Origin of the sequence: Marinobacterium weihaiense, assembly GCF_019061305.1 — a bacterium.
In the GTDB taxonomy this organism is placed as follows: domain Bacteria; phylum Pseudomonadota; class Gammaproteobacteria; order Pseudomonadales; family Balneatricaceae; genus Marinobacterium; species Marinobacterium weihaiense.
Genome location: NZ_JAHQZT010000013.1, coordinates 20,343 through 45,319 on the forward strand (window position 1 = coordinate 20,343; position 24,977 = coordinate 45,319).

The 24,977-nt window shown below is 62.3% G+C and carries 27 protein-coding genes; 21 read left to right on the forward strand and 6 right to left on the reverse strand.

Translation table 11 applies throughout. From position 1 onward, the window contains the following. The first annotated feature begins 14 nt into the window (after window positions 1-14). The 6 genes from moaB (at window position 15) to KTN04_RS10995 (ending at window position 4,383) form a co-directional block, all read left to right on the forward strand. On the forward strand, window positions 15-509 hold the full coding sequence (gene moaB, locus KTN04_RS10970; protein ID WP_217335338.1) for a molybdenum cofactor biosynthesis protein B: 495 nt from the start codon (window positions 15-17) through the stop codon (window positions 507-509). After that, complete coding sequence (locus KTN04_RS10975; protein WP_217335274.1) at window positions 506-1,702, forward strand: molybdopterin molybdotransferase MoeA; 1,197 nt, start codon at window positions 506-508, stop codon at window positions 1,700-1,702. Before moaB ends, KTN04_RS10975 begins: the two co-directional genes overlap by 4 nt. Before the next feature lie 75 nt (window positions 1,703-1,777). Then, window positions 1,778-2,899 carry a 1-acyl-sn-glycerol-3-phosphate acyltransferase gene (locus KTN04_RS10980; protein WP_217335275.1) on the forward strand — a complete coding sequence of 374 codons (1,122 nt, stop codon included), beginning with the start codon at window positions 1,778-1,780 and terminating at the stop codon, window positions 2,897-2,899. Further along, window positions 2,896-3,381 (forward strand): cyclic pyranopterin monophosphate synthase MoaC, encoded by a 486-nt coding sequence (gene moaC / locus KTN04_RS10985; protein WP_217335276.1) that lies wholly within the window; start codon window positions 2,896-2,898, stop codon window positions 3,379-3,381. The genes KTN04_RS10980 and moaC overlap by 4 nt, the downstream gene beginning before the upstream one ends. Then, window positions 3,378-3,629 carry a molybdopterin converting factor subunit 1 gene (moaD, locus tag KTN04_RS10990; protein WP_217335277.1) on the forward strand — a complete coding sequence of 84 codons (252 nt, stop codon included), beginning with the start codon at window positions 3,378-3,380 and terminating at the stop codon, window positions 3,627-3,629. The genes moaC and moaD overlap by 4 nt, the downstream gene beginning before the upstream one ends. 1 nt (window position 3,630) lies before the next feature. After that, window positions 3,631-4,383, forward strand: a complete 753-nt coding sequence (locus KTN04_RS10995; RefSeq protein ID WP_254262509.1) for a lysophospholipid acyltransferase family protein — start codon at window positions 3,631-3,633, stop codon at window positions 4,381-4,383. 99 nt (window positions 4,384-4,482) lie between these two features. Here the strand turns inward: KTN04_RS10995 and fabB are convergent, their stop codons facing one another. Both fabB and fabA read right to left on the reverse strand, forming a co-directional pair. After that, complete coding sequence (gene fabB / locus KTN04_RS11000) at window positions 4,483-5,700, reverse strand: beta-ketoacyl-ACP synthase I (protein ID WP_217335278.1); 1,218 nt, start codon at window positions 5,698-5,700, stop codon at window positions 4,483-4,485. A gap of 73 nt (window positions 5,701-5,773) precedes the next feature. After that, window positions 5,774-6,289, reverse strand: a complete 516-nt coding sequence (gene fabA / locus KTN04_RS11005) for a 3-hydroxyacyl-[acyl-carrier-protein] dehydratase FabA (protein ID WP_217335279.1) — start codon at window positions 6,287-6,289, stop codon at window positions 5,774-5,776. Window positions 6,290-6,413: 124 nt separating this feature from the next. On the opposite strand from fabA, the gene KTN04_RS11010 reads away from it, so the two are divergent. Further along, entirely contained in the window at window positions 6,414-7,031 is a 618-nt protein-coding gene (locus tag KTN04_RS11010) for a thiopurine S-methyltransferase (protein ID WP_217335280.1), read from the forward strand. A gap of 6 nt (window positions 7,032-7,037) precedes the next feature. Here the strand turns inward: KTN04_RS11010 and ispB are convergent, their stop codons facing one another. Beyond that, window positions 7,038-8,006: an octaprenyl diphosphate synthase gene (gene ispB / locus KTN04_RS11015; protein WP_217335281.1), complete on the reverse strand. Its 969-nt coding sequence runs from the start codon at window positions 8,004-8,006 to the stop codon at window positions 7,038-7,040. A 277-nt stretch (window positions 8,007-8,283) separates the two neighbouring features. Here ispB and rplU point away from each other — a divergent pair, with 277 nt between their 5' ends. The 4 genes from rplU to proB all read left to right on the forward strand — a co-directional run bounded on the left by rplU (window position 8,284) and on the right by proB (window position 11,366). Then, window positions 8,284-8,595, forward strand: coding sequence for a 50S ribosomal protein L21 (rplU, locus tag KTN04_RS11020; protein WP_217335282.1), 312 nt, complete (start codon window positions 8,284-8,286; stop codon window positions 8,593-8,595). 24 nt (window positions 8,596-8,619) lie between these two features. Beyond that, window positions 8,620-8,877 (forward strand): 50S ribosomal protein L27, encoded by a 258-nt coding sequence (gene rpmA / locus KTN04_RS11025; protein ID WP_217335283.1) that lies wholly within the window; start codon window positions 8,620-8,622, stop codon window positions 8,875-8,877. 149 nt (window positions 8,878-9,026) lie between these two features. After that, on the forward strand, window positions 9,027-10,226 hold the full coding sequence (cgtA, locus tag KTN04_RS11030) for an Obg family GTPase CgtA (protein ID WP_217335284.1): 1,200 nt from the start codon (window positions 9,027-9,029) through the stop codon (window positions 10,224-10,226). Window positions 10,227-10,262: 36 nt separating this feature from the next. Then, entirely contained in the window at window positions 10,263-11,366 is a 1,104-nt protein-coding gene (proB, locus tag KTN04_RS11035) for a glutamate 5-kinase (protein WP_254262511.1), read from the forward strand. 64 nt (window positions 11,367-11,430) lie between these two features. On the opposite strand, the gene rpsT is transcribed toward proB, so the two are convergent. Continuing rightward, window positions 11,431-11,697, reverse strand: a complete 267-nt coding sequence (gene rpsT / locus KTN04_RS11040) for a 30S ribosomal protein S20 (RefSeq protein ID WP_217335286.1) — start codon at window positions 11,695-11,697, stop codon at window positions 11,431-11,433. Window positions 11,698-11,948: 251 nt separating this feature from the next. On the opposite strand from rpsT, the gene murJ reads away from it, so the two are divergent. The 8 genes from murJ to KTN04_RS11080 all read left to right on the forward strand — a co-directional run bounded on the left by murJ (window position 11,949) and on the right by KTN04_RS11080 (window position 21,697). Beyond that, window positions 11,949-13,442, forward strand: coding sequence for a murein biosynthesis integral membrane protein MurJ (murJ, locus tag KTN04_RS11045; RefSeq protein ID WP_254262515.1), 1,494 nt, complete (start codon window positions 11,949-11,951; stop codon window positions 13,440-13,442). A gap of 81 nt (window positions 13,443-13,523) precedes the next feature. After that, on the forward strand, window positions 13,524-14,462 hold the full coding sequence (gene ribF, locus KTN04_RS11050; RefSeq protein ID WP_217335288.1) for a bifunctional riboflavin kinase/FAD synthetase: 939 nt from the start codon (window positions 13,524-13,526) through the stop codon (window positions 14,460-14,462). Between the two features lie 24 nt (window positions 14,463-14,486). Continuing rightward, window positions 14,487-17,303, forward strand: a complete 2,817-nt coding sequence (gene ileS, locus KTN04_RS11055; RefSeq protein ID WP_217335289.1) for an isoleucine--tRNA ligase — start codon at window positions 14,487-14,489, stop codon at window positions 17,301-17,303. Continuing rightward, complete coding sequence (gene lspA, locus KTN04_RS11060; RefSeq protein ID WP_217335290.1) at window positions 17,303-17,809, forward strand: signal peptidase II; 507 nt, start codon at window positions 17,303-17,305, stop codon at window positions 17,807-17,809. Before ileS ends, lspA begins: the two co-directional genes overlap by 1 nt. A gap of 15 nt (window positions 17,810-17,824) precedes the next feature. After that, entirely contained in the window at window positions 17,825-18,259 is a 435-nt protein-coding gene (locus KTN04_RS11065) for an FKBP-type peptidyl-prolyl cis-trans isomerase (RefSeq protein WP_217335291.1), read from the forward strand. Between the two features lie 79 nt (window positions 18,260-18,338). Further along, the gene (locus tag KTN04_RS11070; protein ID WP_217335292.1) at window positions 18,339-18,878 is read left to right on the forward strand and encodes a GspH/FimT family pseudopilin; all 540 of its coding nucleotides are present in this window, start codon (window positions 18,339-18,341) and stop codon (window positions 18,876-18,878) included. A gap of 66 nt (window positions 18,879-18,944) precedes the next feature. Next, entirely contained in the window at window positions 18,945-20,051 is a 1,107-nt protein-coding gene (gene thiO, locus KTN04_RS11075; protein WP_217335293.1) for a glycine oxidase ThiO, read from the forward strand. Window positions 20,052-20,068: 17 nt separating this feature from the next. Continuing rightward, entirely contained in the window at window positions 20,069-21,697 is a 1,629-nt protein-coding gene (locus tag KTN04_RS11080; RefSeq protein WP_217335294.1) for an NAD+ synthase, read from the forward strand. 78 nt (window positions 21,698-21,775) lie between these two features. On the opposite strand, the gene KTN04_RS11085 is transcribed toward KTN04_RS11080, so the two are convergent. Then, window positions 21,776-22,756, reverse strand: coding sequence for an outer membrane protein assembly factor BamD (locus KTN04_RS11085; RefSeq protein WP_217335295.1), 981 nt, complete (start codon window positions 22,754-22,756; stop codon window positions 21,776-21,778). A gap of 134 nt (window positions 22,757-22,890) precedes the next feature. Between KTN04_RS11085 and rluD the strand changes: the two genes are divergently transcribed. Beyond that, window positions 22,891-23,859, forward strand: a complete 969-nt coding sequence (gene rluD, locus KTN04_RS11090; protein ID WP_217335296.1) for a 23S rRNA pseudouridine(1911/1915/1917) synthase RluD — start codon at window positions 22,891-22,893, stop codon at window positions 23,857-23,859. After that, window positions 23,856-24,584, forward strand: coding sequence for a peptidoglycan editing factor PgeF (gene pgeF, locus KTN04_RS11095; RefSeq protein ID WP_217335297.1), 729 nt, complete (start codon window positions 23,856-23,858; stop codon window positions 24,582-24,584). Before rluD ends, pgeF begins: the two co-directional genes overlap by 4 nt. Window positions 24,585-24,619: 35 nt before the next feature. Here the strand turns inward: pgeF and KTN04_RS11100 are convergent, their stop codons facing one another. After that, window positions 24,620-24,952, reverse strand: coding sequence for a glycine zipper domain-containing protein (locus tag KTN04_RS11100; RefSeq protein WP_217335298.1), 333 nt, complete (start codon window positions 24,950-24,952; stop codon window positions 24,620-24,622). Between the last annotated feature and the right edge of the window lie 25 nt (window positions 24,953-24,977).

Genomic DNA, 24,977 nt, shown 5'->3' on the forward strand with positions numbered 1-24,977 from the left:
TGCAGCCGCTGGAGATGGCGGTACTGACCATCTCCGATACCCGCACCCCCGAAACCGATCGCTCCGGTGATCTGCTGGTCGAGCGTTTGCAGCAGGCGGGACACCGCCTGGCGGACCGGGCCATCGTGGCTGATGACATCTATCAGATCCGGGCCCGGTTGTCGGCCTGGATTGCCGATGCTGGCATACAGGTGGTCATCACCACCGGCGGGACCGGCTTTGCCCTGCGCGACTCAACGCCGGAAGCGGTGGCGCCCCTGCTGGACAAGCAGATTGATGGTTTTGGCGAACTGTTTCGACAGATCTCCCGCCGTGACATCGGCACGTCCACCATTCAGTCGCGGGCGCTGGCGGGACTGGCCAACTGCACCCTGATCGCCTGTCTGCCCGGTTCTACCGGTGCCTGTGCCACCGGCTGGGACGAACTGCTGGCCGAGCAGCTGGACAGCCGCTTCAAGCCCTGCAACTTCGTGGGCCTGCTGCAGGCGGCGCGGGAGGCACGCACATGAATCCGCTGCTGCCTTTGGATGACGCGCGCGAGCAGCTGCTGGCGATGATGCCGGCACCGACGGCCAGGGACACCCTGGCGCTGGCGGATGCCTGGGGACGGGTGTTGGCCAAGCCGCTGCAGGCGAGCGTAGCCGTCCCGCCGGAAGCCAACAGTGCTATGGACGGCTATGCGCTGAACACGGCCGACCTGGACGGGACTGATAACCTGCCCGTGTCCCAGCGGATTCCGGCCGGAACGGCACCGGCGCCGCTGCAGCCGGGCACGGCGGCACGTATCTTCACCGGGGCCCCGATTCCGGCCGGTGCCGATGCCGTGGTCATGCAGGAAGACACCCGCCAGGACGGCGAACGGGTATACATCCCTGTGCCGGTTCAGGCGGGGCAGAACATCCGCCCCCGGGGGCAGGATCTGCAGGCCGGCCAGCCGTTGCTGGCGGCCGGTGAACGGGTGTCGGCTCAGGCGATGGGCGTATTGGCATCGGCGGGCATCGACCGGGTCGACGTCTATCGACCGCTGCGCGTGGCGTTGCTGTCCACCGGTGATGAGCTGGTACAGCCCGGCCAGCCGCTGGCGCCGGGGCAGATTTTCGATGCCAACCGCTTTCTGCTGACCGGCTTGCTGCAGCAGAGCGGCGTCACCTCAATCCGCACCTGGCAGGTGGCGGATACGGCCGAGGCCACGGCGCAGGCGCTGCGCGAGGCCGCGGCGGACGCCGATCTGATTCTGTCCAGCGGCGGCGTGTCGGTGGGCGAGGAGGATCATGTGCGCCAGCAGGTCGAGGCGCTGGGTGAGCTGCAGATCTGGCGCATTCGACTCAAGCCTGGCAAGCCCTTCGCGGCGGGCCAGGTGCAGGGCACGCCGTTCATCGGTCTGCCCGGCAATCCGGCCTCCAGCCTGGTGACCTTCTACCTGCTGGCGCTACCGGCCCTGCGTCGGCTGCAGGGGCTGACGCCGCAGCCCGTCCAGGCACTGCCGCTGCCGGCCGGATTTACCCGTACGCAGCCGATCGGGCGTGACGAATACCTGCGGGTACGGCTGGACGCGGGGCGCCTAGTGCCCCAGGGTAACCAGAGCTCGGGCGTGCTCAGCAACAGCCTGCAGGCCGCGGGGCTGGCGCATATTCCGGCGCAGACCACCGTGGTCGAGGGGCAGCCGTTGGCGTTCCTGCCGTTCAGCCTGCTGTCGGCATGAGGCACCGTGTGCAAATCCATACGCCAACAGGGTAAAATGTGCGTTTTTTCAGCAGCTAGAGGCTGATACTCGCGAATGAATGCTCAGAGCCTGGCCAAAGATCCCTACCAGTCGATCCGCCCCTACCGGGACAATGAAGTTGAAGTGGTGCTGCAGCGCCTGATCCGCGATGACGAGTGCATCTCGGCCCTGACCCGTTACCAGTTTCCCACCGCCTCCGGCCCGCTGGGCTGGCTGCTGCGGCCACTGGTCCGGATCGCCGTGGCGGCGCGGGTCGGTGATATCGAAGATGTGCACGGTTTCCAGATGCTGGTGGCCGACTACATGCAGAAAATGATCGGCCGCACCACCACCCGGGTCAGCTGCTCGGGGCTGGAGCGACTGGACCCGAATGAAGCCTACCTGTTTGTGTCCAACCACCGGGACATCGCCATGGACCCGGCCTTCGTCAACTGGGTGCGTTATCAGGGCGGCATGTCCACGGTGCGCATCGCCATCGGTGACAACCTGCTGCGCAAGCCCTATGTATCCGACCTGATGCGGCTGAACAAGAGCTTCATCGTCAACCGTTCGGCCAAGGGGCGCGAGATGATGACGGCACTGACGCAGCTGTCGAGCTATATTGATTACAGCATCACCAGCGGTCACTCGGTCTGGATCGCCCAGCGCGAAGGCCGGGCCAAGGACGGCCATGACCGGACCGATCCGGCGCTGATGAAAATGCTCTACATGTCGCAGCGCAAGCAGCGCTCCCTGAGCGAAATGGTGTCGCGGCTGAATATCGTGCCGGTGGCCATCTCCTACGAGCTGGACCCCTGTGATGCCCTCAAAGCACAGGAGCTGGCGGCGGTAGCGTTGCACGGTGCTTACGAGAAGTCCGAGTTCGAGGACATCAGCAGTATCGTGCGCGGCATTACCGGTGACAAGGGCGCTGTCCATGTTGGCTTCGGGACGCCGCTGAGTGGCGAGTTCGAGTCGCCGGAGCAGCTGGCGGCCGAGATCGACCGCCAGATTTATCTGAATTATCGCCTGCATCCGAGCAACCTGGCCGCGGCCGGCGAGCCGGTCAGTGACGAACAGCAGCAGGCATTCGAGGCACGCCTGGCAGCGGTGGAAGCCGAAGCACGGCCGTTCCTGCAGCAGATGTATGCCAACCCGGTGATCAATCAGCGCAAGGCTGAACAGGAGTCATTATGAGTGAACTGACCCACCTCGACGCCCGCGGCCAGGCTCGCATGGTCGATGTCAGTGACAAGGCCGTGACGGTGCGCGAAGCGCTGGCGTGCGGCTGGGTCGAGATGCAGCCCGATACCCTGGCCATGATTCAGCAGGGCGGCCACCCCAAGGGTGATGTGCTCGCGGTGGCCCGTATCGCCGGTATCCAGGGAGCCAAGAAAACGCCTGACCTGATTCCGCTGTGTCATCCGCTGATGCTCAGCTCGGTCAAGGTGGAACTGACGCCCGAGGTTGAACACAATCGGGTGCGGATCGAGGCGCGCTGTCGCCTGAGCGGCCAGACCGGTGTCGAAATGGAGGCGCTGACGGCGGTGAGTGTGGCGGCACTGACACTGTATGACATGTGCAAGGCGGTAGACAAGGGCATGTGCATCAGTGGCATCGAGCTGGTCGAAAAGACCGGCGGCAAAAGCGGCGACTGGCGCCGGGAGGATTCGCAATGAAACTGGTTTACTTTGCCCGCGTTCGCGAACAGCTGGGCTGTGATGAGGAAATCCTGGACAAGCCCAGCGACGTGGCCACGCTGGGCCAGCTGGTGGACTGGCTGGCCCGGCAGCGCGGCGAGCCCTGGGCCAGCGTGCTGACGGCGCCGGATCTGATCATGGCCTTGAATCAGGAAGTGGCAGGGCCGCAGGCTCAGCTGTCAGAACAGGACGAGGTGGCCTTTTTCCCACCGGTAACAGGAGGCTGAGTTGACTGCTGCCACCCCCCCCAAGGCGACGCCGCTGCTGTTCGTGCGCTCGTTGCTGTACTACGCCGGTTTCTATCCGGTCACGATCGTGTTTTCCGCCATTTGCCTGATCATCGGCCCGCTGTTGCCGTTTCGGGCCCGTTTCAGGTTTCTGACCCTGATCAACTACTTCTACATCGCCTGGCTGCGCATCTGCTGTGGCGTCAAGGTGCGGGTCAGCGGCCGCGAGCATTTGCCCACAGAGGGCAGCTACGTGGTCATCGCCAACCATCAGAGTGAGTGGGAAACCCTCTATTTCCAGCTGCTGGTGCGTCCGCAGGCCGTGGTGCTCAAGCAGGAGCTGCTGCGCATTCCGTTCTTCGGCTGGGCGCTGGCGCTGCTCAAGCCGATCGCGCTAGACCGCAGCAAGCGCCGCGGTGCGCTCAAGCAGTTGCTGGAGCAGGGCAAGGCGCGGCTGGCCGACGGCATTCCGCTGCTGATCTTTCCCCAGGGGACCCGCGTGCCGGTGGGTCAGCTGGGCAAGTGGAACAAGGGCGGTGCCATGCTGGCGGTGAGCAGTGAGGTGCCGATGATCCCGGTGGCGCACAATGCCGGCCTGTTCTGGCCCGGCAAGTCATTCATCAAGTACCCGGGCACTATCGAAGTGGCCGTCGGTCCGGCGATCGCTACCCAAGGCAAAAGCGTGGAAGAGGTGCATCAGATTGCCAGCGAGTGGCTGGAAACGACCATGCGCAAGCAGGGCAGTCTGGACTGATAGCGCTCAGGGGCATCGGATCCCAAGCCCGTTGTGCCGGGTCCAAAACCAAAAAACCGCTCGAGTGAGCGGTTTTTTTTATCGGTCTTGATCGTCGTATCAGGCGTCGTATTTTTCGAAGACCAGCGTCGAGTTGGTACCGCCAAAGCCAAAGCTGTTGGACATGACGCGCTTGAGCTCGACACCGTCCTTGCGCTCGGTGATGACCGGCATGCCTTCGGCTTCCGGGTCCAGCTCTTCGATGTTGGCCGATGCACAGATGAAATTGTTCTGCTGCATGAGGATCGAGTAGATCGCTTCCTGTACGCCGGTGGCGCCCAGCGAGTGGCCAGTCAGAGACTTGGTAGAGCTGACCGGTGGCATGTCATCGCCGAAGGTCTGCTTCATCGCTTTCAGCTCCTGGATATCACCAGCTGGTGTGGAGGTGCCGTGGGAGTTGATGTAGTCGATCGGGCCGTCCACGGTTGCCATGGCCTGCTGCATGCAGCGGATGGCGCCTTCACCGGACGGCGCCACCATGTCGTAGCCGTCGGACGTAGCACCGTAACCGGTCAGCTCGGCGTAGATCTTGGCGCCACGCGCTTTGGCGTGCTCCAGCTCTTCCAGTACCAGCATACCCGCGCCGCCGGCAATGACGAAGCCGTCACGGTTGGCGTCGTAGGCACGGGAGGCTTTTTCCGGGGTGTCGTTATACTTGCTGGACAGGGCACCCATGGCATCAAACATGACGCTCAGGGACCAGTGCAGCTCTTCACCACCGCCGGCAAAGATCACGTCCTGCTTGCCCAGCTGGATCTGTTCCATGGCATTGCCGATGCAGTGCGCGCTGGTGGCGCAGGCCGAGGTGATGGAGTAGTTCACGCCCTTGATCTTGAACGGCGTGGCCAGGCAGGCGGATACGGTCGAGCCCATGGTGCGAGTGACGCGGTAGGGACCGACACGGCGCACACCCTTGCTGCGCAGGATATCGGCGGTTTCCACGATGTCTGCGGAAGAGGCGCCGCCAGAACCAGCAATCAGGCCGGTACGGACGTTGGAGACCTGGTCTTCGGCCAGGCCGGAATGCTCAATCGCCTGCTTCATCGCCAGGTAGGCGTAGGCGGAAGCATTACCCATGAAACGGCGCAGCTTGCGGTCGATCATGCTGTCCAGATCGATATCGATGCTGCCGGCCACCTGGCTGCGGAAGCCGAGTTCTTTGTATTCCGGCTGAAACTTGATGCCGGAGCGGCCCTGCTTCAGTGAATCCAGAACTGTCTCCAGATCGTTACCCAGGCAGGATACGATTCCCATACCGGTCACTACGACGCGTCGCATGTGTAGCCTCTCTTCAAATCAATCAACAATGTAGTCTTATTATCAGGCAGTCTTCGCAAGCCTTGGTTCCGGCTCAGAAGTTGTCGGTCTGCTTGAACAGGCCAACACGCAGATCCTTGGCAGTGTAGATGACACGGCCGTCCACGGCGACTGTACCGTCGGCGATGCCCATCACCAGCTTGCGCTCGATCACGCGCTTGAGCTCGATGTGGTAGGTCACCTTGCTGGCACTGGGCAGGACCTGGCCGGTGAATTTTACTTCACCCGAGCCCAGGGCGCGGCCACGGCCTTCGTTGCCGCGCCAGCCAAGGAAGAAACCGACCAGCTGCCACATGGCGTCCAGGCCCAGACAGCCTGGCATCACCGGGTCACCCGGGAAGTGGCAGTCAAAGAACCAGAGATCAGGACGGATATCCAGTTCGGCGATGATCTCGCCCTTGCCGAACTGGCCGCCATCGGTGTTGATGTCAAGGATGCGGTCCAGCATCAGCATATTGCCGACCGGCAGCTGTGCATTGCCGGGGCCGAACATTTCGCCGTGACCGCACTGCAGCAGCTCTTCGCGTTCAAATGAGGAAGGTCGTGTCATAAGAAACCGTATATCCAGAGGTTTTTCATCAGTATTTCGGCGATTATACCGTTTCACTGCCTTTCAGGCACGAGCTGAGTCATGTAATTTGCTCATCAAGCGCACACCGAGGAGGGCTCAAACCGTGGAACATGCATTCTGGCACACTCGCTGGAAAGAGGGACGTATCGGCTTTCACCAGACGGATATCAATGCCTGGCTGTGCCGTTACTGGCCACGGTTGCGGCTGCCGGCAGGTGCCCGGGTGCTGGTACCGCTGTGCGGCAAGTCGCGCGATATGCTCTGGTTGCGGGAGCAGGGGCACGAAGTAGTCGGCGTAGAACTGAGTGATCTGGCCTGTCGTGATTTCTTCGAGGAGCAGGGGGTGCGGGTGACGCCGGTCGCCGTGCCTGAGGGCCATACCCGTACTCGCGACGGCATTACCCTGTGGAGTGCCGACCTGTTCGCACTGGGGCGGGAGCATTGGGGTGAGGTGGCAGCGGTCTATGACCGCGCGGCGCTGATTGCCCTGCCGCCGGCGATGCGCAAGGCCTATGCCGCGCACCTGCGCGAGCAGTTGCCCGCCGGCGTGGAGATGCTGCTGGTGACGCTGGAGTTGACCGGCAGCGAAGGGCCGCCGTTTTCGGTGCCCGAAGCGGAAGTGCGCAGGCTGTTCGAGCCGGCATTCACGCTGGTGCGTCTGGATCAGGCAGAAGTGGAGTCTGGGCGGCGTGAAGTGGTGTATCGCCTCACGCGCCAGTAAGGCAGCTCAGCTGGTACGGCCGAGCGCCTGTTCGGTCAGGGTGACCAGGGTGTCGCGGAAAGAGCTGGCCGGCAGGGCCTCGAGCGCCTGGACCGCCTTGTCCAGTTCGGCCTGCGCCTGCTGGCGGGTGTAGTCGATGGCTCCGGTGCGCTGAACCACGTCCATCACCGGCTGCAGGTCATCCAGGCCGCCTTCGCGGATGGCGCGACGGATCAGCTTGCGCTCCTCGTCCGTACCCACGCGCATGGCATGGATCAGCGGCAGGGTCGCCTTGCCTTCGGCCAGGTCATCACCCACGTTCTTGCCCATGGTGGCGCTGTCGGACAGGTAGTCCATCAGGTCGTCGACGATCTGGAAAGCGATGCCCAAATGACGGCCGTACAGGCGCATGGCCTCGCGTTCAGCGTCCGAGGCATCGGCCAGGATGGCGCCCACTTCGGTAGCGGCCTCGAACAGCATGGCGGTCTTGCCGAGGATCACCTGCATGTAGGACTCTTCGGTGGTGTCCGGGTTGCGCTGGTTGAGCAGCTGCAGCACCTCGCCTTCGGCGATCACGGTAGTGGCGTTGGAGATCACCTGCATGATTTCCATGCGGCCGATCTCCACCATCAGCTGGAACGAGCGCGAATACAGGAAATCGCCGACCAGAACACTGGGCGCATTGCCCCACTTGGCGTTGGCGGTGGCGTTACCGCGGCGCAGCTCCGAGTTGTCCACGACATCATCGTGCAGCAACGTTGCGGTATGGATGAATTCGATAATGGCGGCCAGTGGAACATGCTGCTCGCCCTTGTAGCCACAGGCATTGGCACTGAGCAAAACCAGCAGGGGGCGAATGCGCTTGCCGCCGCCGGAGACAATGTAGTGGCCGATCCTCTCCACCAGCGGGACGTTGGAACCCAAATGGTTGAGGATGTAGTCGGTGACGGCATTGAACTGCGGCTCAATCGCCGGATTTAGCTGATGTGGCTGCATCGACGGGGTCTGTATGTGGACTGAACACCCGCCGCATGCTAGGCGGCGCTCCCGGGAGTGTCAAGTCAGGCGCCCGAGGCGGCGTGATTTCGGCTATGGCGGGGGCTGGGTGCGCGCAAAACAGCTTGCTAAAAAGTGTGCAAATGGCGTAAAATCCCGCGCCTCGAACCTGTCCACCGACGCTCCCTACCATAGGGTGCCAGAAATCTGCGGATTTCGGCCATTAGAAGTAGGTTTCGTATCCAGTAGCCGGGCAGGTGAAACCTTGGAGAAAAGCATGTTTGCAGTAATCGTAAGCGGCGGTAAGCAGTACCGTGTGCAGGAAGGACAGACTCTGAAGCTGGAAAAACTGGCGGCTGACGCAGGTTCCAGCTTTGAATTCGACCGCGTCCTGCTGGTCGGCAACGGCGACGACATCAAGGTCGGCGCGCCGGTTGTAGACGGTGCCAAAGTGTCTGCTGAAGTGGTCGGTCACGGCCGTGGCGAAAAGGTCAACATCATCAAGTTCCGTCGCCGCAAGCACCACATGAAGCGTCAGGGCCACCGTCAGTGGTTCACTGAAGTCAAGATCACTGGCATCAGTGCCTGAGTAACCGAATTAGGAGATTGAAGAATGGCTCATAAGAAGGCTGGTGGTTCAACGCGTAACGGCCGCGACTCACAATCAAAGCGTCTGGGCGTAAAGCGTTTCGGTGGTCAGGCAGTTCTGGCTGGCAACATTCTGGTTCGTCAGCGTGGCACTAAGTTCCACGCCGGTGAGAATGTTGGTCTGGGCAAGGACCACACCCTGTTCGCAACCGCCAACGGCGTTGTGAAGTTCGAGACCAAGGGTCCGAACAACCGTAAATACGTAAGCATCGTTCCTGCCTAAGCAGCGAATGTGTGCGCGTTAAAAAGCTCCGCCCAGGCGGAGCTTTTTTCGTTGTGTACTCGGCTCCGCGCATGCCAAGAGGCTGTGGTGGGTGCTGTCAGGGTGTATCCTTCAGGGCATGCCCGGAATGAATCAGGTTGGAGGTAAAGATGAAATTTGTCGATGAAGCGACCATCACGGTGGAAGCTGGCAAGGGTGGTAACGGCTGTCTGAGCTTCCGGCGTGAGAAATACATTCCGAAAGGCGGCCCGGATGGTGGTGACGGTGGTGACGGCGGCTCCATCTTCGTGGAAGCGGACGAGTCGCTGAACACGCTGATCGATTACCGCTTCACGCGCCGCTATAACGCCCAGAACGGCGAGTCCGGCAGTGGTCGCAACTGCACCGGCTCCAAGGGCGAAGACCTGGTGTTGAAGGTGCCGGTGGGCACCACCGTCGTGGACGTGGATACCAATGAGGTGCTGGCGGACCTGACCAAAATTGGTCAGCGCGAGAAAATCGCCCAGGGTGGCTGGCACGGGCTGGGCAACACGCGCTTCAAGAGCAGTGTTAACCGTACGCCGCGCCAGACCACCAAGGGCAGTGCCGGTGAGCTGCGCAACCTGCGACTGGAACTCAAGGTGCTGGCTGACGTGGGTCTGCTGGGGTTGCCCAATGCCGGCAAGTCGACGCTGATCCGTTCCATCTCGGCGGCCAAGCCCAAGGTGGCGGACTACCCCTTCACCACGCTGGTGCCTAACCTGGGTGTGGTGCGTACCGAGGCGCATCGCAGCTTCGTGGTGGCGGATATCCCCGGCATTATCGAAGGCGCGGCCGAAGGTGCCGGCCTGGGGATTCGCTTCCTCAAGCATCTGGCGCGCAACCGTGTGCTGTTGCATCTGGTGGATATGGCGCCCTGGGATGACACCACGCCGGCCGAAGCTGCCGTGACTGCCGTGCGCGAGCTGGAAAAGTTCAGTTCGACCCTGGCGGATCAGCCTCGCTGGCTGGTGCTGAACAAGCTCGATATGCTGCCGGAAGATGAGCAGGATGCGGCCTGTCAGGCGGTGATTGACGCTCTGGGCTGGGACGGCCCAGTGTACCGCGTATCGGCACTGAACAAGACCGGCCTGATGCCGCTGGTGCATGATCTGCAGGAGTTTCTGGATGCGCGTGCCGAGGCGATTGTCGAGAATCCGGAGCTGCTGGACGAAGAGCGTCGTATTCGTGCGCTGATCGACGAAGAGGCCCGCGAAAACCTGCGTCGCATGCGGGCCGAAATGCGGGCGCGTCGCGAGGCGGAAGATGATCTGGATGATGATGACTTCGACGATGATGACTACGACGTCGAAGTGGAGTATGTGCGCTGACGGAGTAAGAGCAAGGTGACTGCGGGACGTAAAAGCTTGGCCCAGTCTGGACGCTGGGTCGTCAAGATCGGCAGTGCGCTGCTGACCAATGATGGTCAGGGGCTGGATCAGATCGCTATCGCCGGCTGGGTCGATCAGCTGGTGGAATTGACCCGTCGGGGTGTGGAGGTGGTGCTGGTATCTTCTGGCTCCGTAGCCGAGGGTATGACGCGCCTGGGCTGGTCTGAGCGGCCGTCGGAGGTATACCGCCTCCAGGCGGCCGCTGCCGTGGGGCAGATGGGGCTGGTGCAGGCCTATGAGACCAACTTCCGTCGTCATGGCCTGCACACCGCTCAGGTGCTGTTGACGCACGACGACATGTCCAACCGCAAGCGCTATCTTAATGCTCGTTCTACTCTGCGTACCCTGATCGAGCTGGGTGTAGTGGCGGTGGTCAACGAGAACGACACCGTCGTGACCAGCGAGATCCGTTTCGGCGACAACGATACTCTGGGAGCGCTGGTGGCCAATGCCGTGGAAGCGGACGTGCTGATTCTACTGACTGACCAGCATGGCCTGTACACCGCCGATCCGCGCAGTAACTCCGATGCCGAGCTGATCAGCGAGGCGATGGCCGGCGACAAGCGGTTGACTGCCATGGCGGGTGGCGGTGGCAAGCTGGGGCGGGGCGGTATGGCCACCAAGGTGCGTGCGGCCAAGCTGGCGGCACGTTCCGGGGCGCTGACGGCGATCGCCAGTGGGCGCGAGCCTGATGTACTGCTCAAGCTGCATGCCGCCGAACAGGTGGGTACGTTGTTGCTGCCAGAGTGTGAACCCATGGCGGCCCGCAAGCAATGGATCGCCGGTCATCTGCAGGCGCGCGGTTCTCTGGTGCTGGATGCCGGTGCCGTGGCGGCGCTGACCGAGCGTGGCAAGAGTTTGCTGCCGGCGGGCGTGCGTTCCGTCAGTGGAGACTTTTCCCGTGGCGAGATGGTGATGATGCTGGATGAGTGCGGCCGGGTAGTGGCGCGCGGACTGGCCAACTATGGCGTGGAAGATGCGCAGCGCATCATTGGGCGTCCCAGTCGCGATATCGAAGGGGTGTTGGGCTTCATGGGTGAGGCGGAGTTGGTGCACCGAGATAATCTGGTGCTGGCGTGATGTCAGTGGGCAGATACAAAAAAACCGGCAGAAGCCGGTTTTTTTGTGCTGATCAGACGTAGGCTTAAGCAGCCATTGCCTTGATGCGAGCGCTCAGGCGGCTCTTGGTGCGGGCGATCTTGTTCTTGTGAAAGATGCCCTTGTTCACGGAGCTATCCATGATCGGCTGAGCGACCTTGAAAGCTTCCTGTGCAGCTGCCTGGTCGCCGCTGTCGATAGCAGCGAAGACTTTTTTGATGTACGTGCGCGCCATGGAGCGCAGGCTAGCGTTGTGCTGACGACGCTTCTCCGCCTGACGAGCGCGTTTTTTGGATCCTGCGGAATTAGCCACGATCCGGCTCCTTCAATGATTAGGGTTGATCAGAATACGGCGATGTAATGCCGAAAAATTAGACGCGACATTATTCCTGTCCCCATGCAGGATGTCAACCAAATGACCCGGTTTCGACACCGGACTTTGTCTGTTTTGTAATCAAAGCTATGATCGGCGCACATTCGGCAGAGCTGTAAGGAAAAATTGTGGCGGAACAGGCAAAAAAAGCAGGTGCAGGGTTGCTGCGCTCCAGCGGCGTGGTCGGGATCATGACCCTGCTGTCGCGCGTACTGGGGCTGGTGCGTGATGTGGTGATCGCCGGCTATTTTGGCGCCAGCGGTAGTGCTGACGCCTTCTTCGTAGCCTTCAAAATTCCCAACTTCCTGCGCCGCCTGTTTGCCGAGGGGGCGTTTTCCCAGGCCTTCGTGCCGGTACTGTCGGAATACCGCACCCAGCGTGATCTGGCAGCGGTGCAGCAGCTGGTGCATCGGGTGGCCGGGGCGCTGGGGTCGGTGCTGGTCGCGGTCACCGTGCTGGCTGTGATTGGCGCCCCGTTGCTGGCGGCGCTGTTTGCCCCCGGTTTCTACATGGCCGGTGGTGAAAAGTTCACGCTGGCCGCCGACATGCTCAGAATCACCTTCCCCTACCTGCTGCTGATTTCGTTGACCGCCTTCTGCGGTGCCATTCTTAACAGTTACGAACGCTTTGCTGTACCGGCCTTTACCCCGGTGCTGCTCAACCTCTGTCTGATCGGCTCGGCGGTCTGGCTCAGCCCGCTGCTGGAGACGCCAGTGATGGCGCTGGCTTGGGGCGTGCTCATGGCCGGAGCGGTGCAGCTGCTGTTCCAGCTGCCGTTTCTGGCCCGGTTGCGCCTGCTACCGGTGCCTCAGCCCGGTTTTCGTGACGAGGGCGTGCGCCGCATCCTCAGGCTGATGCTGCCGGCGCTGTTCGGTGTCTCGGTGGCGCAGATAAACCTGTTGCTGGATACGGTGCTGGCATCTTTCCTGCAGACCGGCAGCGTGTCCTGGCTGTATTACTCCGATCGCCTGTCCGAGCTGCCGTTGGGGGTGTTCGGCATTGCGATCGCCACGGTGATCCTGCCCAGCCTGTCGCGTACCCATGCGGCGCAGAACCCCGAGCGTTTCGCGCAGATGCTCGACTGGGGCATCCGCATGATTTTGCTGATCGGCGTGCCCGCGGCGTTGGCGCTGGCGCTGCTGGCGGAGCCGCTGATCGCGACGCTGTTCCACTACGGGCAGATGACCGACCGTGACGTGCTCATGGCAGCCATGAGTCTGAGGGCCTATGCCTTCGGCCTGCTGGCGTTCATGTTGATCAAGGTGCTGGCGCCGGGTTACTTTGCCCGCCAGGATACGCGCACGCCAGTGCGCATTGCGGTGAAGGCCATGGTCGCCAACATGGTGTTCAACCTGATCCTGGTTTGGCCGCTGGATCACGCTGGGCTGGCGCTGGCGACTTCGCTGTCGGCGTTTATGAATGCCGGTTGGCTGCTGCATGGCCTGATCAAGGAAGGCGTGTTCCGCTGGCAGCCGGGCTGGGGCCAGATGCTGTTTCGCCTGCTCAGTGCATCGGCTGTACTGGTAGGCACCTTGCTACTGATTCAATACCAGTTGGGCGACTGGCTGGCGGCCGATCTCTGGACTCGGGTACAGTGGATGACGCTGCTGGTGCTGGCTGGCGGGGGGGCCTACGGCCTGTCTCTGGTGGCCACCGGTCTGCGCCTGCATCACTTGCGTGGCTGAACACTTTGTGAGCGGTACTCGCCGTGGCCAGAGTACGATATACTGCGCAGTCCATATTTCTGGCGCTGGCTCAGCAACTGCATGGAACTGATACGAGGCTTACACAATCTGCGTGACCGACACCGTGGCTGCGTTGCCACGATCGGCAACTTCGATGGCGTGCACCTGGGGCACCGCAAGGTGCTGGCTCAGGTCAAGGCCAAGGCCGCCGCGCTGGGGCTGCCCAGCGTGGCGATCATCTTCGAACCGCAGCCGCGTGAGTTCTTCGGTGGTGACAAGGTGCCGCCGCGCCTGACCCGTTTTGATGAGAAGGTGCGCCTGCTGGCAGCTGAAGGGGTCGACCGGGTGCTGTGCCTGACCTTCAACACCCGCCTGCGCAATCTGTCCGCGGAAGCCTTTATCGATGAGTTGCTGCTGCAGGGACTGGCGGTGAAGCACTTCGTGGTGGGCGACGACTTCCGCTTCGGCTGCGATCGCCGCGGCGATTTTGACATGCTGTGCGAGGCCGGGGAGCGTCACGGTTTCAGCGTGGCCAACACGGCCACCTTTGCCATTGCCGATGAGCGTGTCAGCAGCACGCGCATTCGGGCGGCCCTGCAGCGCAACGACTTCGACCTGGCCGAACATCTGCTGGGCTGGCGTTATGCCGTGACCGGACGGGTGATGCACGGCCAGAAGCTTGGCCGTCAGCTGGGTGTGCCCACCGCCAATGTGCGCATGCACCGCCATCCTTGCCCGTTGCGCGGGGTGTTTGCCGTGCATGCCCATTTCGATGGTCAGCGCCTGGCCGGTGTCTGCAACGTGGGCATGCGGCCCACGGTTCATGGCCGCCAGCCGGTACTGGAGGTCCACTTGCTGGACTACCACGGTGAAGAAATCTACGGCCGCCTGATGCGGGTCGAATTTCTGCACTTCATCCGTGACGAACGCGCCTTTGACGGCCTTGACGCGCTCAAGGCCCAGATCGAAACCGATATTGAACATGTCCGCGCCTGGTTCGACCGGGCGGGCCGGGACTGACCCTACCTCTGGAAGCGACCTGTTATGACCGACTACAAAGCAACACTGAATCTGCCGGAAACGGCATTCCCGATGCGTGGCAACCTGCCCAAGCGTGAGCCGGCTCGTCTGGCGCGCTGGAATGAAATCGACCTGTATCGTCAGTTGCGTGAAGCGGGCAAGGACCGAGAGCCGTTCATCCTGCATGACGGCCCTCCCTATGCCAACGGCAACATTCACATCGGTCATGCGGTCAACAAGGTGATCAAGGACATGATCATCAAGTCCAAGACCTTGAGTGGCTTTGATGCCCCCTACGTGCCGGGCTGGGACTGCCACGGCCTGCCCATCGAACACAAGGTTGAAACCCTCATCGGCAAGGCCGGCGAGAAGGTGCCCTACCGTGAATTCCGTCAGAAGTGCCGCGAGTATGCCGCCGAGCAGGTCGCGGGTCAGAAGGCCGATTTCATCCGTCTGGGCGTACTGGGCGACTGGGACAACCCCTACCTGACGATGAACTTCGACACCGAAGCCAACATCGTGCGTGCCCTGGGCAAGATCATCGAAAACGGTCATCTGGTCAAAGGCTACAAGCCGGTGTACTGGAGTGTCGTGGGCCAGTCCGCGCTGGCCGAAGCAGAAGTGGAGTATCAGGACAAGACCTCCACCGCCATCGATGTGCGCTTCACCTTCGTTGATCAGGACAAGGTACTGGCACTGTTCGGTACCGCTGCAGGTGGCGCACCGGTCTCCGTGGTGATCTGGACCACCACCCCTTGGACCATCCCGGCCAACCAGGCCGTTTCCGTCAACGGTGCGCTGGATTACGCGCTGGTGGAAGCCCATACCGAGCAGGGCGTGGATCGCATGGTGCTGGCGGCGGAGATGGTTGACGACATCATGGCACGCTGGGGTGTGGACAAGTTCGACGTGCTGGCCACCTGCAACGGCAGCGCGCTGGAACTGCTGCAGCTGAAGCACCCGATCTATGATAAGCAGGTGCCGCTGATCCTAGGTGATCACGTCACCACTGATGCCGGTACCGGTGCCGTTCACACCGCGCCCGATCACGGTATGGAAGACTTCGTGGTCGGTCAGCAGTACGGCCTTGAAACGCTGAACCTAGTGCAGGCCAACGGTACCTACACCGATGCCGCCGGCGAGTTTGCCGGCGTCCACGTCTACAAGGCGGACGGCCCGGTGTGCGATGCGCTGGAGCGTGAAGGCAAACTGGTGCATCTGAAGCGCTTCCAGCACAGCTACCCGCACTGCTGGCGCACCAAAACCCCGCTGATCTACCGTGCCACGCCGCAGTGGTTTATCTCCATGGATGCCAAGCAGCTGAAAGGTCAGGCCATGGACGCCATCAAGGGCGTGCAGTGGTTCCCGGAATGGGGCCAGAACCGCATCGAATCCATGGTCGATCAGAGCCCGGACTGGTGTGTGTCCCGTCAGCGTACCTGGGGCGTACCGATCACCCTGTTCACTCACAAGCAGAGCGGTGAACTGCACCCGCGTACCGCCGAGTTGATCGAGCAGGTGGCGCTGAAGATCGAGCAGGGCGGCATCGACGCCTGGTTCGAGCTGGATGCCACGGAGCTGCTGGGCGATGAAGCGGCCGACTACGACAAGGTCACCGACACCCTGGATGTCTGGTTCGACTCCGGTGTCACCCACCACGCAGTGCTGCGCACCCGTGATGGCCTCAAGTTCCCGGCGGACCTGTACCTGGAAGGTTCTGACCAGCATCGCGGCTGGTTCCAGTCGTCGCTGAAAACCTCCATCGCCATCAACGGCTGCGCACCCTACAAACAGGTCCTGACCCACGGCTTTACCGTCGACGAGAAGGGCTACAAAATGTCCAAGTCGCTGGGCAACGTGATCGCGCCCCAGGAAGTGACCGACAGCCTGGGCGCCGACATCCTGCGCCTGTGGGTGGCCTCCACCGATTACTCCGGTGAGATGGCCGTGTCCAAGCAAATCCTGCAGCGCACCGCCGACAGCTACCGCCGTATCCGCAACACCGCGCGCTTCCTGCTGGCTAACCTGAACGGCTTTGAACCGGCCCGCGACAGCCTGCCGGCGGAAGAGATGCTGGCGCTGGACCGCTGGGCGGTGGATGCCGCAGCACGTCTGCAGCAGAAGGTAATCGCGGCCTACGACAGCTACCGCTTCCTCGATGTCTACCAGCAGGTGCACCACTTCTGCGTGCAGGAGCTGGGCGGCTTCTACCTGGACATCATCAAGGACCGTCAGTACACCACCCAGGCCGATTCTCTGGCGCGCCGTTCCTGCCAGACCGCGTTGTTCCATATCGCGCAGGCGCTGGTGCGCTGGATCGCGCCGATCCTCAGCTTCACCGCCGAAGAGATCTACGAAGTGCTGCCGGGCGAGCGCAAGGATTCTGTGCTGCTGGCCACCTGGTATGAAGACCTGTTCGAGCTGGCCGAGGACGATCCCTTCGGCCGTGAGTTCTGGCAGCGCGTGATGAGCGTGAAGGATGCGGTCAACAAGTGTCTGGAAGACGCCCGCAACGAGAAGCTGGTGAAGGCCTCCCTGGCCGCGGAAGCGACTCTGTACGTGGATGACGACCTGCATGCCGACTTGGCCCGTCTGGGTGACGAACTGCGCTTCGTGCTGATCACCTCCGAAGCGACCCTCAAGCCGCTGAGCGAAGCCGGTGACGCCCGTGTGACCGACGTGGAAGGCCTGAAAGTGGCTGTTGCCGCATCCGGTCATGCCAAGTGTGGCCGCTGCTGGCACCACCGTGAAGACGTGGGCCGCCACGAGGGGCACCCGGATCTGTGCGGCCGCTGCGTGAGCAACGTGGACGGCGAAGGCGAACAGCGCGACTTCGCCTGATGAACGCTGCAGCCCCCCTTGCCCTCCGGGCCAGCGCACTGCGCTGGCTCTGGCTCACGCTGCTGGTGATCGTGGTCGATCTGACCAGCAAGTATCTGGCCGACACCCGACTGAGCTATGCCGACCCGGTGCCGCTGCTGCCGGTGTTCGATCTGACCCTGCTGTACAACACCGGTGCGGCGTTCAGCTTCCTGGCCTCGGCCGGGGGCTGGCAGCGCTGGCTGTTTGTCGCCATCGCCGTGGGCATGAGCGCCTTCCTGCTGCACTGGATGCGGCGTACGCCGGTCACGCAAACGGCGCTGGCCACCGGCCTGGCACTGGTGCTGGGCGGTGCTCTGGGTAACCTGTTTGACCGTAGTGTACATGGCCACGTGATCGATTTTATTTCGCTGCACTGGTCCGGGTATTACTTTCCCGCGTTCAACATTGCCGACTGTGCCATCACGCTGGGCACCATTTTGCTGCTGATCGACATGTTCTTTTTGGGCGGCAACGAGACTGACTGAGACAGGAACCAACGCATGACAGACACCGTTATTGGTCCGGATACGGCCATTACGATGAACTTCGCCATTAAACTGGAAGACGGCCAGCTGATCGACAGCAACTTTGATGCCGATCCAGTGAGCTTTACCTTTGGCGATGGCAATATTCCGGAAGGCTTCGAACAGGCCCTGCTGGGGCTCAAGGCCGGTGAACATGCTGAGCTGACCATCGCCCCGGAGCGTGGTTTCGGCATGCACAACCCGAGCAATATTCAGGTGATGCCGCGCAGCCAGTTCAAGGACATGGATCTGGAGCCGGGCCTGGTGGTTTCTTTCCAGGAGCCGGGCGGTGAACTGCCCGGCGTGATCACTGACTTCAACGACGACAAGGTCACCGTGGATTTCAACCACCCTCTGGCCGGCAAAACCCTGATCTTCGAGGTCGAAATTAAGGCCATCGAGGCGGCTTGACAGCTGAGTGTAATTTAACCAGTCTCTGAGGGTGCGGCTTAAGGACAAGCCGCTTCATTACCCACAGGAGACGTTGATCATGGAAGATCAGCCCAAGCCGTCCGTCCCCCGCCAGCGGGGACTGACGCTGGTCGAGCTGTTGCTCACCGTAACCATTCTCAGCATTCTGGCCGCGCTGGGTCCCCCATCCTTTACCCAGCTGGTGGCATCTAGCCGCCTGGGCGCGACCGAAGCCGATATCGTCAGCTTGTTGTCCCAAGCCCGCTCGGCCGCATTGATGCGCAACCGTCGAGTGGTCATGTGTGCCAGCGATGACGGCGCGCAATGCCAGGGCAGCCGTCGGCAGGGCAGCCGCAATTGGACCGGTGCCCTGTTGTTCGTTGATCTGGATCAGAACCGGATAGTGAGTAATGACGAAACGGTGTTTTACGTTGCGAACTTTTCATCAGCTGCGACCATACTCTGGAATCGGGGCGACTCGCTGGTTTACCAGCCGGATGGCACGGCGCTGGGTGGTTCCAACGGCACCTTTGTCATCCGCGCCCCCAATACCGACCACGAACATCAGGTTGTGGTGTCATTGCTCGGGCGGGCCCGTGTGGTGCGCAAAGCCCCCTGAACTTGATCAACAGGGACTGTACAAGGGGTACGGTCCGGCATAGACGTAATGAGGGAGCGTCGATTCATGTCCGATTTTCTGATTGTAGGGGCCGGTGTTATCGGCCTGATGACGGCTCGTCTGCTGTCGCAGGCCGGAGCCAGTGTCAAAGTGATCGAGCGTGGCCGCAGCGCCCGTGAAGCCTCTTGGGCCGGCGGCGGCATCGTATCGCCGCTGTATCCCTGGCGTTACCGGGATGAAATTACCGCGCTGGCGCTCTGGTCACAGAGCAGCTATGTGCACCTGTCGCAAGAGTTGCTGGACGAAACCGGTTGTGACCCGGAACTGCGCCAGAAGGGCATGCTGATGCTGAACGTGGAAGACGGCGAGGAACAGACCGCGCTGGACTGGGCACGCCGCTTCCACCGTCCGCTGACCAAGGTCGATGCCGAGTTCATCTACCGCACCGAGCCGCACGTGGCGCCGGGGTTCGAGTCGGCCCTGTGGATGCCGGAAGTGGCCAGCATTCGCAATCCGCGCCTGGGGCAGGCGTTGCGCCTGAGCGTCAAGGACAACCCGCGCATCACCCTGTGCGAAGACAGCGAAGTGATCGGGTTCAGCACCTTTGGCGAGCGCGTCACCGGCGTCAAGACTGAGCAGGGCGAGCACAAGGCCAAGGAGGTGATTCTGGCCGGTGGTGCCTGGAGCGGCGAGCTGTTGGCGCAGCTGGGCCTGAGCCTGCCGGTGGAGCCGGTGCGCGGCCAGATGATGGTGTTCAACGCCGTACCCGGCGTCGTCGATCGGGTGGTGATGCTGGACGGGCGCTACGTGATCCCGCGCAGCGATGGCCGGGTTCTGGTGGGTAGCACCCTGGAACATGTCGGCTTCGACAAGACTACCACCGAAGAGGCCAGCCGCTCGCTGTTCGATACCGCCACCCGTATCGTGCCGGAATTGGCCGACTACGAAGTGGAGCACCACTGGGCCGGGCTGCGCCCGGGGTCGCCGGAAGGCGTGCCGTTCATCGGTGCGGTGCCGGGCTGGCAGGGGCTGCACCTGAACACCGGCCACTATCGCAACGGCCTGGTGCTGGCCCCGGCCTCGACCCGATTGCTGGCCGATCTGCTGCTGGAGCGTTCACCCGTGATCGATCCTGATGCATACTCTCCGGCTGGACGTTTAACAGCACGCTGAGAAGTAGCGGGAGATCGATGAGCACACCGATACGGGTCCTGATGGCCCAGCTGAACTTGCTGGTCGGGGATATCCCCGGCAATACCAGCCGCGTTATAGACACCGCCCTCAAGGCACGGGATGAGCACCAGGCTGATCTCGTGCTCTTTCCTGAGCTGGCCCTGAGCGGCTACCCGCCGGAAGACCTGCTGCTGCGCCCCAGCCTAGAGCCGCGCATCGAGCAGGCACTGGCGCGGATCAAGGCCGAAGTAGAGGGCATTACGCTGGTGCTGGGGTATCCGCGCTACGTGGAGGGTGCCCTCTACAACATGGCGGGCGTAATCCGTGACGGCGAGCTGATCGGCGAATATGCCAAGCAGTGCCTGCCCAATTACCAGGTATTCGACGAGCAGCGTTACTTCGTCGCCGGTAGTCAGCCCGGTGTGTTCGAGCACCGGGGTGTGCGTATCGGTCTGAGCATCTGTGAAGATATCTGGCACAGTGCGCCCACCGAACAGTTGGCCCAGGCGGATGTTGATCTGGTGCTCAGCCTCAACGCCTCGCCTTATCATATGGGCAAGCCTGAGCAGCGTGCCGATGTGGTGGCGCAGCGCGCGCAGCAGTTGCAGGCACCGATTGTGTACCTCAACCAGACCGGAGCACAAGACGAGCTGATTTTCGATGGCAACTCGCTGCTGGTCTCCGCCACGGGGGAAACCCTGTTCTGCGGTGCTCACTGCGAGGAGGCGCTGTATACGGCCTGCTTCGATCCCGCTTCGGGCACGCTGAGTGCGGAACAGCCCTCTCAACCCGTCTTGGGCCGCGATGCCAGTGTCTACCAGGCGCTGGTGACCGGGGTGCGTGATTACGTCAACAAGAATGGCTTTAAGGGCGTGGTGCTGGGCCTGTCCGGTGGTATCGACTCGGCGCTGACCGTGGCTGTCGCGGTGGATGCGTTGGGTGCCGATCGGGTGGAAGCGGTGATGATGCCGTTCCGCTGGACCTCTTCCATGAGTCTGGAAGACGCCGAAGCCGAAGCCAATGCCCTGGGCATCCAGTACGACGTCATTTCCATCGAGCCGCTGTACGACAGCTTTATGCAGCAGCTGCAGCCGCAGCTCAAGGGTTATGCCCCGGATACGACCGAGGAAAACCTGCAGGCGCGCTGTCGCGGCGTGCTGCTGATGGCGATCTCCAACAAGAAGGGCTACCTGGTACTCACCACCGGCAACAAGAGCGAGATGGCCGTGGGCTACTCCACGCTCTACGGTGACATGGCCGGTGGCTTCGATGTGCTCAAGGATATTCCCAAGACGCTGGTATATCAGCTGTCGCGCTACCGCAATACGCTGTCGCCGGTGATTCCGCAGCGGGTCATCGACCGGCCGCCCTCGGCCGAGCTGGCGCCGGATCAGACCGATCAGGACAGCCTGCCGGACTACGACGTGCTGGACCGCATTTTGGAGCTGTACGTGGAGCGTGATTACTCCGCCCAGGCGATCATCGATGAAGGCTTCGATGCGGCTGATGTGAACCGGGTGATCCGTCTGGTGGATATCAACGAGTACAAGCGCCGTCAGGCACCGATCGGCCCGCGCGTGACCCAGCGCGGCTTCGGCCGTGATCGCCGCTATCCGATCACCTCGGGCTGGAAGGCGGGGATCTGATCCGCAACCCACCCAACGCAAAAGGGCCAGCAGATGCTGGCCCTTTTGCGTTGGGTGGGGGGATTCGGGGCAGGCCGCTTACCGGGTGCTGTCTTCGTCCTGTTCCTCGTCATCGAAGACACCGAAGGTCATGCGGCTGAACAGGGAGCGTTCTTCCTGCTGCTCGTCAGCGGCAGCACGTTCGCGGGCTTCGGCACGCTGACGGTCCGCCAGCGGAATTGGCCGGGCCGGCTCGGCCGGTTCTTCACCGCCGAGCAGGCCGAAGGTAGCGGCCTGCGTCAGGGTAGCGCGCTCCTTCTTGAACGGACGCACCCGGTAATCCGGGTAGTTCAACGTCAGCACTTCGCGTGCGTTGTTGGCCAGGTCATGCATGCCCAGCTCGGTGTAGGCTTCGGCCATGATTGCCAGTGCATCGGGTACGGCCGGAGTTTCCTGCAGGTTTTCCACCACATAGCGGCCCCGGTTGGCGGCGGCCACCCAGGCTTCACGTTTCATGTAGTAGGCCGCCACGTGGATCTCGTGGGTGGCCAGACGGTTTTTCAGATACTGCATGCGCTTCTGGGCATCCGGCGCATACTCGCTCTGGGGATAGCGGTTGAGCAGGGTGGAAAAACTTTCGAAGGAGTCCAGAGCAGCACCGGGGTCGCGCTGGCTGACATCGATCGGCAGGTACTTCTCGAAGAAGGAGCGATCTTCCTCGAAGGCGGTCAACCCCTTGAGGTAGTAGGCATAATCCACGTTGTCATGGTTGGGATGCAGACGAATGAAGCGGTCGGCCGCGGCGCGGGCGGATTCCGGTTCATAGTTGCGGAAGTAGGCGTAGATCAGTTCCAGCTGAGCCTGTTCGGAGTAGCGACCGAACGGATAACGCGCTTCCAGCAGCTGCAGCTTTTCGATGGCCAGGCTGTAGTTATCGGCCTGCAGCGCGCTCAGGGCATCATCGTATAACTGTTGCTCGGGCACATCCGGAGCCACCACTTCCTTGTCCCCTCCCAACCCGGAGCAGGCAGAGAGCAGGCTGAAAAGCACCACTGTGGCGAAGACTTTCAAGGGTCGCATGATTGATCGTTCCTGATACTGGAGCCGGACTCGGCGTGACTGGCCGGATTCAGTTATACTGGCCAATAGTTTCCGGTCTATTTAAACATAACCGGAGCCCATGCCAAAACACCCGCCGACGAAGAAGCATACAGATGTCAGAACAGCTACAACTCGATGTACAGGTACCGGCCGAGATGTTCGGCATGCGCCTGGACCAGGCCGCCGCCCAGCTTTTTCCCGACTATTCCCGCTCGCGCATTCAGGGCTGGATCAAGGAGGGGACACTCAAGGTTGATGGCGAGGTCAAGCGTACGCGTGACAAGCTCAACGGCGGTGAACGGATCGAGGTGCGCACCGAACTGGCGCGTATCGAGCATCACGAAGCCGAACCTATACCGCTGGATATCATCCACGAAGATGACGATATCCTGGTGATCAACAAGCCGGCCGGACTGGTGGTCCACCCGGCGGCAGGGCACGACAGCGGTACGCTGATGAACGCACTGCTGCATCACTGCCCGGATATTGCCCAGGTACCGCGTGCCGGCATTGTCCATCGTCTGGACAAGGACACCACCGGCCTGATGGTCGTGGCCAAAACCATCGCGGCCCAGACCGAGATCGTATCCCAGCTGCAGGAACGCAGCATGGGGCGTGAGTATGAAGCCGTGGTGCATGGTGTCATGACCGGTGGTGGCTGCGTTGACGAGCCCATGGGGCGCCATGCCAAGCACCGCCAGAAGATGGCTGTGGTCGGGCTGGGCAAGGAAGCGGTCACGCACTACCGCGTGCTGGAGAAGTTCCGGGCCCATACCCATATCCGACTGAAGCTGGAGACTGGCCGTACCCACCAGATCCGCGTGCATATGGCACACATCAACTACCCGCTGGTGGGCGATCCGCTGTATGGTGGCCGTTTCCGCCTGCCCAAGGGCTGCAGCCCGGCCATGCACAAGGCGCTGCGCAACTTCCGCCGTCAGGCGCTGCATGCCAAGCGACTGGAGCTCTGGCACCCGGGCACCGGAGAGCTAGTGTCCTGGGAAGTGGACCTGCCTGAAGACATGCAGCACCTGCTGGCGGTGCTGAAACGTGACGCCGACGAGTACGACTACGAACTATGAAGCTGATCCGTCCCTTGCAGCCGCTCGCCCCCGGCGTTCAGGCCCTGAATACCACCCGCGACGGCGGCGTCAGTCGGCCGCCCTGGGACAGCCTCAACCTGGGTGACCACGTCGGGGATGACCCGGCGGCCGTGGCTGAAAACCGGCACCGGCTGGCGCAAGTGCTGGGGATTCAGACGCCGCAATGGCTACGCCAGGTACATGGCGTGCAGGTGGTTGAAGCGCACAGTGATGGCATGGTGCGTGAAGCCGACGCCTGCTGGACGCGCACGCCCGGCGTGGTGTGTACAGTGATGACGGCGGATTGTCTGCCGGTGCTGTTTGCCGCGGTGGACGGGCACTGTGTGGCGGCGGCGCATGCCGGTTGGCGCGGGCTGCTCAACGGTGTGCTCGAAGCCACGTTGGCGGTGTTCGATGCGCCAGAGCAGGTGACTGCCTGGCTGGGGCCGGCCATCGGGCCGGCAGCATTCGAGGTGGGGGCAGAGGTGCGGGATGCGTTTTTGGCCGTTGATGCCGGAGCCGAACTGGCTTTTCAGCCCTCACCGGGGCATGAGGGGCGCTGGCTGGCCGACCTTTATGCGCTGGCGCGTCGCCGTCTGTTGGCGGCGGGCATCGGCAGCATCCGGGGCGGGGATGCCTGCACGCATGATGAACCGGAACAGTTCTTTTCCTACCGCCGTGACGGTCAGACCGGCCGCATGGCCAGCCTGATCTGGATCGAATAGACGCGGCCGTATTGGGATGCGGCGGTCAGGGCTGCTCAGCAGCGGCCCTTCTTGGCCTGTCCAGGCGGGCAAAAGCTTGAGCGGTAGCGACGGTCTTCGTAACGACGATCTTCATAGTGACGGTCGCGGTGATAATCATCGCGGCGGTCATCATCGCGGTACTCGCGGGTGTTGATGGCGGTTCCTACCGCGGCACCCACGCCGGAGCCGACAACGGCACCGTCACGACCGCCCAGTTCTGCACCAATGGCACCGCCAATGGCACCGCCCACGGCACCACCGATGGCGGAATCACGGGTCAGGTTATCGGCCAGGGCCATACCGGGCAGCAGGGCCAATACGGCGGCCGCAATCATTGCTTTGTTCACAAATACGTTCTCCTGATCGGCACCG

What these genes read in the sequence shown, in the direction of transcription:
- KTN04_RS11085 (WP_217335295.1), bottom strand. Translation starts at nt 22,756, where the DNA reads ATGCGACCCTTGAAAGTCTTCGCCACAGTGGTGCTTTTCAGCCTGCTC.
- KTN04_RS10975 (WP_217335274.1), top strand. Translation starts at nt 506, where the DNA reads ATGAATCCGCTGCTGCCTTTGGATGACGCGCGCGAGCAGCTGCTGGCG.
- cgtA (WP_217335284.1), top strand. Translation starts at nt 9,027, where the DNA reads ATGAAATTTGTCGATGAAGCGACCATCACGGTGGAAGCTGGCAAGGGT.
- moaD (WP_217335277.1), top strand. Translation starts at nt 3,378, where the DNA reads ATGAAACTGGTTTACTTTGCCCGCGTTCGCGAACAGCTGGGCTGTGAT.
- fabB (WP_217335278.1), bottom strand. Translation starts at nt 5,700, where the DNA reads ATGCGACGCGTCGTAGTGACCGGTATGGGAATCGTATCCTGCCTGGGT.
- KTN04_RS10980 (WP_217335275.1), top strand. Translation starts at nt 1,778, where the DNA reads ATGAATGCTCAGAGCCTGGCCAAAGATCCCTACCAGTCGATCCGCCCC.
- rplU (WP_217335282.1), top strand. Translation starts at nt 8,284, where the DNA reads ATGTTTGCAGTAATCGTAAGCGGCGGTAAGCAGTACCGTGTGCAGGAA.
- fabA (WP_217335279.1), bottom strand. Translation starts at nt 6,289, where the DNA reads ATGACACGACCTTCCTCATTTGAACGCGAAGAGCTGCTGCAGTGCGGT.
- rpmA (WP_217335283.1), top strand. Translation starts at nt 8,620, where the DNA reads ATGGCTCATAAGAAGGCTGGTGGTTCAACGCGTAACGGCCGCGACTCA.
- KTN04_RS11070 (WP_217335292.1), top strand. Translation starts at nt 18,339, where the DNA reads ATGGAAGATCAGCCCAAGCCGTCCGTCCCCCGCCAGCGGGGACTGACG.
- pgeF (WP_217335297.1), top strand. Translation starts at nt 23,856, where the DNA reads ATGAAGCTGATCCGTCCCTTGCAGCCGCTCGCCCCCGGCGTTCAGGCC.
- moaC (WP_217335276.1), top strand. Translation starts at nt 2,896, where the DNA reads ATGAGTGAACTGACCCACCTCGACGCCCGCGGCCAGGCTCGCATGGTC.
- ispB (WP_217335281.1), bottom strand. Translation starts at nt 8,006, where the DNA reads ATGCAGCCACATCAGCTAAATCCGGCGATTGAGCCGCAGTTCAATGCC.
- rluD (WP_217335296.1), top strand. Translation starts at nt 22,891, where the DNA reads ATGTCAGAACAGCTACAACTCGATGTACAGGTACCGGCCGAGATGTTC.
- murJ (WP_254262515.1), top strand. Translation starts at nt 11,949, where the DNA reads ATGACCCTGCTGTCGCGCGTACTGGGGCTGGTGCGTGATGTGGTGATC.
- ileS (WP_217335289.1), top strand. Translation starts at nt 14,487, where the DNA reads ATGACCGACTACAAAGCAACACTGAATCTGCCGGAAACGGCATTCCCG.
- moaB (WP_217335338.1), top strand. Translation starts at nt 15, where the DNA reads ATGGCGGTACTGACCATCTCCGATACCCGCACCCCCGAAACCGATCGC.
- ribF (WP_217335288.1), top strand. Translation starts at nt 13,524, where the DNA reads ATGGAACTGATACGAGGCTTACACAATCTGCGTGACCGACACCGTGGC.
- lspA (WP_217335290.1), top strand. Translation starts at nt 17,303, where the DNA reads ATGAACGCTGCAGCCCCCCTTGCCCTCCGGGCCAGCGCACTGCGCTGG.
- KTN04_RS11080 (WP_217335294.1), top strand. Translation starts at nt 20,069, where the DNA reads ATGAGCACACCGATACGGGTCCTGATGGCCCAGCTGAACTTGCTGGTC.
- KTN04_RS11065 (WP_217335291.1), top strand. Translation starts at nt 17,825, where the DNA reads ATGACAGACACCGTTATTGGTCCGGATACGGCCATTACGATGAACTTC.
- thiO (WP_217335293.1), top strand. Translation starts at nt 18,945, where the DNA reads ATGTCCGATTTTCTGATTGTAGGGGCCGGTGTTATCGGCCTGATGACG.